General features: G+C 69.9%; 3 protein-coding genes. 2 read left to right on the top strand and 1 reads right to left on the bottom strand.

Annotated elements, in window-relative coordinates; translation table 11 throughout:
* On the top strand, positions 1–362 hold a 362-nt coding region (locus tag BN4332_RS31665; RefSeq protein WP_338066816.1), incomplete at its 5' end, for an aminotransferase class I/II-fold pyridoxal phosphate-dependent enzyme.
* Positions 359–832: a DUF4334 domain-containing protein gene (locus tag BN4332_RS31660; RefSeq protein WP_066904117.1), complete on the top strand. Its 474-nt coding sequence runs from the start codon at positions 359–361 to the stop codon at positions 830–832. The genes BN4332_RS31665 and BN4332_RS31660, both read left to right, overlap by 4 nt.
* On the opposite strand, the gene BN4332_RS31655 is transcribed toward BN4332_RS31660, so the two are convergent.
* A partial coding sequence (locus BN4332_RS31655; protein ID WP_074133255.1) for a TIGR03086 family metal-binding protein occupies positions 829–1,143 on the bottom strand: 315 nt, incomplete at its 5' end. The two genes, BN4332_RS31660 and BN4332_RS31655, sit on opposite strands and share 4 nt — an antisense overlap.

Below are 1,143 nucleotides of genomic sequence, written 5' to 3'. Positions count from 1 at the left end.
CGACGAGCGTGTCCCAGGCCGCGGCCATCGCCAGCCTGGAGGCCGCAGACGAACTCCTGGCCCGCACCGACGCCGTCGTGGCAGAACGCGTCCGCGTCAGCGCCGCGCTGCGCGACGCCGGTTACGAGCTGCCGCCCTCGCAGTCCAACTTCGTCTGGCTACCGCTGGCCGAGCGCACCCTCGACTTCGTGGCCAGGGCCGCCGACAACCGGATCATCGTGCGCCCGTACGGTGAGGACGGCGTGCGCGTCACCATCGGGGCGCCGCACGAGAACGACGCCTTCCTGAAATTTGCGGCTGAGTACGCCCGGAGCTGGAACACCGCCGGCGACACCGGGACTCGGACAGGAGAGACCAAGTGAGCGACGCACGCGGCACGTTCGACGCATTCGTCAGCCGCGAGGGGCAGATCCCCGACGCCGAACTCGATGCGTTCTGGGCGCTGCTGCGGCCCGCCAGCATCGACTTCATGCTCGGCGAGTGGAAGGGCGGCGAGTTCCAGACCGGCCACAAGGCCAACGGGTTCATGAACCGGCTCAACTGGTTCGGCAAGACGTTCCGCTCGGCGGCCGAGGCGCAGCCGTTGGTGTGCCTGGACGCCGACGGCAACAAGTTCTCCAACACCGAGGCCATGAACGGCGAGGCCAGCCTGTGGCTCGAGGAGTTCCGCGGCGAGGTGACCGCGACGATGGTCTACGACGGCCGCCCCGTGCACGACCACTTCAAGGTCGTCGACGACAACACCGTGGTGGGCATCATGAACGGCAAGGGCGCCGTCGACCTCACCTCAGGGGTGGGCCGCTACCTGTACTTCTACCTGCAGCGCGTCTAATCCGTCGGCCGGCGGCCGGTGAACGCGAGCAGCCGGTCGAGTGCGGGCGCGTCGTCAGCGATCTCGACCGGGTCGTCGAAACCGGCGCGTACGCGTCCCTCGGGGGTGAGCACGGCGCGAGACCATGCCAGGACCTGCTCGGGCGCCTCCTCCGAGACCTCGACCGCCTGCCCGGTGGCCCTGGCGTAGTCCCAGGCGTGCACCAGGAATTCCATCGACAGGATGCGGGCCATCACGGCCGCCGGCATCTCGCCGTCCCCGAACGGCACCGTGCCGGTGACCCCGCGCCGTCGCCAAGCCGCCACGGCCGG

It is taken from the genome of Mycolicibacterium houstonense (assembly GCF_900078665.2).
Classification (GTDB): domain Bacteria; phylum Actinomycetota; class Actinomycetes; order Mycobacteriales; family Mycobacteriaceae; genus Mycobacterium; species Mycobacterium houstonense.
The sequence above is the reverse complement of the archived record's forward strand: the minus strand, read 5'-3'. Positions and strand labels throughout refer to the sequence as shown.